Origin of the sequence: Nevskia soli DSM 19509 (genome assembly GCF_000711955.1) — a bacterium.
GTDB classification, from domain to species: domain Bacteria; phylum Pseudomonadota; class Gammaproteobacteria; order Nevskiales; family Nevskiaceae; genus Nevskia; species Nevskia soli.
Genome location: NZ_JONR01000079.1, coordinates 1 through 5,459 on the forward strand (window position 1 = coordinate 1; position 5,459 = coordinate 5,459).

Genomic DNA, 5,459 nt, shown 5'->3' on the forward strand with positions numbered 1-5,459 from the left:
TCGACGATGGCGCCGCTGGGAGTGCCACCGGCACGAAGCCGGGATTCACCGCCAAAGATGCTGCCGGTGCCGACTTCTTCGCTTCCACGACCCAGTTTCTCAGCAGATTGGCATTCAGGCCATTGGCCAGGGCCACCGCTGCGATCGAAACACCCGTATGGCTGCAGGCTTCGATCATGCTCGCCTTGAATTCGGCGCTGTGACGCCGCCATGTCCGGCGTTGCTTGCTTTCGGTAGTGTCCATGTGTCCGCGGGTTTGAACTCGTGGACACAATGCTCAGCCGCTAGCAGCGCTTACTCAAGATGACTTCGCCAGACGCTTACCCATGATTAGAGCAAAACATCACTTATCCGGCTGTTTGAATTTCCGGGGCCACCTCTCTTCGTGGTGATCCGGCATGTGCGCCAAGGTCATCCAACTCTCAGCGCCGACCCGGCCGATCAAACAGGGGATGCCGACCGCGAGCCTGCGCTCGACGGCGACCAGCACTGCATTCAGCCCAAATACCGGCAGCACCTTGGCCCAATTCTTAAGGCCCAATCTGATCAACCGGAATTTGTTTGAACCCTCCCTGCACTGCCTTAGAATTTGCAGGTAGCTGGAAGACCGTCACAGGCGGCGCCTGTCCTTCGCGACTAATAATGGAACCCAAGAATCCCGGCGAATCATCTATAAGATTGGATCCCACTTTTTGAAATGCTAATACCTCGGGCGGCAGTAGCATCTGCATTGCTCCACTTTGAACGATAAGATTTCCCCAAATAAAATTACGTTTAGGTATTCCGCGTCCATCGGACAAGATATTGGCAAGCTGCGGATAGCGCTTGCGCCATACTTCACCTTGGTAAGGAACTGCTTTCAATTCTTTATTGAGAAAGCTGCCAGGATCATTGGTGGTGCTCTCTTCGAAAGGGGTCATGCCTCGATTGTCCATATAGATTGGCGTCTTGCTTTGGACAATAATGTTTCCCTCTACGGCATTGTCGAGTCCGCCACCGATGAGTACACCTCGGAATACGTCATACAAGATGTTTGCGTGGATTGATATTCCGCTGCCCTGATCGTCCACGTATATCGCCGTCGCCCCTAGCTTGCCTATTCCATGAATGCCATGAAGGTAGTTATATTCGATCTTGGTACCCTGCGCTGTCCAATCTCGCCCCCCGTAGATGGCTCCGGCATCGCCAGTGTCTAAATCGACATCATATATTTCATTGTAATCAATCGTATGATCGTTTCCCGTGAAATACACAGCTTGATGCGGACCGTTATAGATTCGGTTGTGCTCCGCGTGGTTGCCGTCTCCCAACAGGAAAATGCCCGGCTCATTGCTGCGATAGATCCGTCCAAAATTAGAAATGACATTGTGGGCTGCAACCAGGTTTGCCGGTTGCAGCGCATTTCGGTCGCCACCGGACAATGAAATACCAGTTGCCCCCGTATTCTGCACCTCGGAATAGGTCACGCCGCTGGAGCTGCCGCCCTTTATCTGAACTGCCATTTTCCCGCTATTGCGAAGCGTGCAGTGATCGATGTAAACACCCTGAACATTTTCTGCATCGATCAGGTCTAGACGAGCACCATCAATTGAAACATTCTCGATTTTAAGATTCCGAACGGCGGACATATGAATCAACAATGGCGCAACTGACATTTCCACGGTACCGGGCTGCTGCAGATTTTCGGCCCAGACATAGGCGATACCATTCGTGTAATCAAAGTACCAATCACCCGGGCCGCTAATTTCTTCCGGGATATTTTCAAATCGCACACGTTGGCCCACGTTGATGCCATATGAAGTCGGAGCAGATGCGAGAGTTAACGTTGCCCCATCAGCCGACCTGTCAGCCAGCGGAACCATGGAATCTGCCCAGTCATAAGCCCAATAGCCGCTCGCCCAAGCGCTTTTGGTGTCGTGCCATTTAACTGGGCGGGCGGAATCTATCTTAAAGCGCAGTCCTCTATTGCCATCCGGCACCTCCTTGATATTGGCGTATCCATCCTTTGGCCAAGCGGCCAGAGATTGCGGCACCCCATTGACGAAGAGCTCATTTGGATTGTCTTTGGCTGGAGCGTTGTATCCATGGATTTGCGGATTGGTCCAAGTTTGAATCTGATTTTTCCTGAGATCAAAAGCGACAACGTGTGACCTTGCCTGCGGGCTGAGGCGCTGGTGCATACCGTCTGGAAGTTCAGTCAACGGGACGAGCAGCGGTACAGTGCCGGTAATTCTGACCTTCGTGGGATCTGTGCCTTGAATAATAGTTGGAGTGGCAGCCCCTCCGGAATCTTTATCGTCGAGCATCAGCGGCTCATTCAATCGATAAGTGCCCGGCGAGAGAAGCACAACAAACTGCGTATTTGAACCCTTGCCTGCCCTCAACCTGCGGACGACCTCCATCGCTCGGCCAAGAGATGCTACCGGGCCATTCTCACCCGTATTTGCTGAAAGGCCCGCACTTGCGTCGTTTCCATCGACCGACACATATACAATCATCTGGCTGGCCCAGATGCCGGGGCTGAAAAAAATGGCGCTGAACGCAAAATAGCTGAGAAATCGCGGGCACCTACTCGCAATCGCTTTCGACGTCATATCTAGGCTCTCCACTCAGTGGCCAAGACCAAAATATAGAATAGCCACTTTTTCCTGCCGGTGTCTTGGCTAATCGACGCGATGACCGCGCACTACCTGTTTGACTCGGACTTCTGCAACGTCGCCTCTGGCTGGGAAATGCCGGGTCGAAAAGGGTGCACAGGATACCCGCCGATGGACTTGGCAGGAAAGCCCAGGGCCTGCGCCTCGGCAACTTCGCCGAGCTGAATGTCTGGCTCGCCACGCAGTGCATCGAGGTGCGAACGCCGCTCATCCCGACTTCTCCGGCATGAGCATCCAGGACGCCTGGGAGCATGAGCAAACGGAGCTGATGCCAGTACCGGCCTCTTCGACGGCTACGTCGAATCGCCAGTACGGGTGTCGAGCACTTGCCTGGTGACGGTTGTTGGCGCGCGTTGAAAATTGACCAGCAAAACGGAGTTCTGCTCACTGAAAATTGACCAGGGTGTTCTGACCTAGCCTGCGGGGCTCAAACCCAGCAGGAGACGAGGTGCACACCATGGCAATGTACGCAAAAGTTCGCAGGATGCGGTTGCGTGACGGCCTGTCGATCAGCGAGATCGCACGCCGGACGGGATTGGCAAGAAACACCATCAAGGGCTGGCTGCGGGAGTCTCCGCGCAGCCAGATGAAGTACCAGCGGCAGACCAAGCCCCGGCTGATCGACCGCCACACCGAGTGGCTCAGGCAGGCGCTGGAGACCGACCTGCGGCGGCCACGAAAGGAGCGCCGCACCGCGCTCAAGCTCTTCGCCCAACTCAAGGACAAAGGCTTCAGCGGCAGCTACAGCCGCGTCACCGCCTTCGTCCGCGCTTGGCGCGGCCGTGCCGGCGACGTGACCGCCCGCTCGGCCTACGTCCCGCTCACCTTCGCCTGGGGCGAAGCCTTCCAATTCGACTGGAGCGAGGAAACCCTCGTCATCGGCGGCATCTGGCGCAAGATCCAGCTCGCCCACATGAAGCTGTGCGCCTCGCGGGCTTTCTGGCTGGTGGCCTATCCCAACCAGGGCCACGAAATGCTGTTTGACGCCCACACTCGCTGCCTGACCGGTCTGGGCGGTGTGCCCCGGCGCGGCATCTACGACAACATGAAGACCGCCGTGGACCGCGTCCCCGGCCGCGGCAAGGCGCGCGTGGTCAACGCCCGCTTCGCGGCCATGACCGCGCACTATCTCTTCGATCCGGACTTCTGCTGCAACGTCGCCTCCGGCTGGGAGAAGGGCCGAGTCGAGAAGGGCGTTCAGGACGCCCGCCGCCGGATCTGGCAGGAGGCCCAGGGCTTGCGCTTCGGCAGCTTCGCTGAGCTGAATGTGTGGCTCGCCACCCAGTGCATCGAGGCGCGCCACGCCGCCCATCCCGACTTCTCCGGCATGAGCATCCAGGAAGCCTGGGAGCATGAGCAGCCCGAGCTGATGCCGATGCCGGCCGCCTTCGACGGCTATGTCGAGCTGCCGGCGCGGGTGTCCAGCACCTGCCTGGTGACGGTCGCCAGGAATCGCTACTCGGTGCCCTGTGCCTTGGCCGGGCACCGGGTCAGTGTGCGGCTCTACCCGGAGCGCGTCGCCATCGTCGCCGACCAGAGCATCGTCGCCGAGCATGCCCCGGCCTTCGACCGCGACCACGTCATCTACGATTGGCGGCACTATCTGCCGCTGCTGGAGCGCAAACCGGGCGCGCTGCGCAACGGTGCGCCGTTTGCCGAGCTGCCCGAGCCGCTGCAGCGTCTGTCCAAGGCCTTACTACGCCGCCAGGGCGGCGACCGGGTGATGGTGCAGGTGCTGTCGGCGGTGCCGGCTTTCGGCCTGGAGGCGGTGCTGGTGGCGGTGGACCTGGTGCTGGAGTCCGGCCGGCCCAGCGCCGAGCATGTCCTCAACGTCCTGGCCCGATTGCGGGAAGGGCCACCACCCGAAACGGTGGAGACCAGCCTGACGGTGAAGACCGCGCCGGCGGCCGACACCCAGCGCTACGACAGCCTGCGCGAGGAGGTGAGCCATGGCTGACATCGACATCATCGCCGGGCTCAAGGCCCTGCGCCTGTACGGTATGGCCAATGGATTTGCCGAGCTCATCGAGCACGGCGGCGACGCCACCATCACCAGCTCGCAGTGGCTGATCGAGCACCTGCTCAAGGCCGAGAGCACTGACCGGGCCATGCGCTCGGTGCGTTACCAGATGCACGCCGCACGCTTCCCGATCCACCGTGACCTGGCCGGCTTCGACTTCGAGCAGTCCAAGGTGGACCGCCGGCAGATCATGACTTTTTCCACCACCGACTTCACCGAGAAGGCCGAGAACATTGTGCTGATCGGCGGCACCGGAACCGGCAAGACCCACCTGGCCACCGCCCTGGGCGTGGAGGCCATCGCGCGTCACGGCAAGCGGGCGCGCTTTTACTCCACCGTGGACTTGGTCAATCTGCTGGAGCAGGAAAAGGCAGCCGGCAAGGCCGGGCGCTTGGTGAACCAGCTCATGCAGCTCGATCTGCTGATCCTGGATGAGCTGGGCTATCTGCCGTTTGCCCGTAAGCGTCCAGGCATCCCATCTTGACGGAAGGGTGCAGAGCTATAAAGCCTAAGGCTTCCAGTTCTGCGGCAGAAGCGCATCGAGTTTGCTGATCGGTTGAGTCGGCAATCGAGTCAGGACGTCCTTGAGATAGGCGTGCGGATCATGACCGTTGAGCTTGGCCGTTTGGATCAGGCTCATGATCGCAGCAGCGCGCTCTCCAGCGAGCTGGGTGCCTGTGAAGAGCCAGTTCTTCTTGCCGACCGCCCAGGGCCGGATCTGCCGCTCATCATGGTTATTGTCGATGGGCAAAGCCGGATCCGCGAGAAAGCGCGTCAGCGCG

At 59.0% G+C, this 5,459-nt stretch carries 4 protein-coding genes and 2 pseudogenes; 3 read left to right on the forward strand and 3 right to left on the reverse strand.

The annotated features are described in order from the left end of the window. On the reverse strand, positions 1-244 hold a 244-nt coding region (locus BP26_RS30960), incomplete at its 3' end, for a transposase (RefSeq protein WP_029922782.1). Between the two features lie 286 nt (positions 245-530). Beyond that, complete coding sequence (locus tag BP26_RS28970; RefSeq protein WP_084183343.1) at positions 531-2,594, reverse strand: right-handed parallel beta-helix repeat-containing protein; 2,064 nt, start codon at positions 2,592-2,594, stop codon at positions 531-533. Between the two features lie 81 nt (positions 2,595-2,675). Between BP26_RS28970 and BP26_RS31255 the strand changes: the two are divergent. From BP26_RS31255 to BP26_RS0122405, 3 genes and pseudogenes are all read left to right on the forward strand, one after another. Next, positions 2,676-3,011: pseudogene (locus tag BP26_RS31255) on the forward strand (IS21 family transposase); the annotation flags it as partial. 103 nt (positions 3,012-3,114) lie between these two features. Continuing rightward, positions 3,115-4,614, forward strand: coding sequence for an IS21 family transposase (gene istA, locus BP26_RS0122400; protein WP_157572706.1), 1,500 nt, complete (start codon positions 3,115-3,117; stop codon positions 4,612-4,614). Beyond that, a pseudogene (locus tag BP26_RS0122405) lies at positions 4,607-5,137 on the forward strand (ATP-binding protein); the annotation flags it as partial. The gene istA and the pseudogene BP26_RS0122405, both read left to right, overlap by 8 nt. Positions 5,138-5,185: 48 nt before the next feature. On the opposite strand, the gene BP26_RS0122410 reads toward BP26_RS0122405, so the two are convergent. Beyond that, a partial coding sequence (locus BP26_RS0122410) for a transposase domain-containing protein (RefSeq protein ID WP_029922787.1) occupies positions 5,186-5,459 on the reverse strand: 274 nt, incomplete at its 5' end.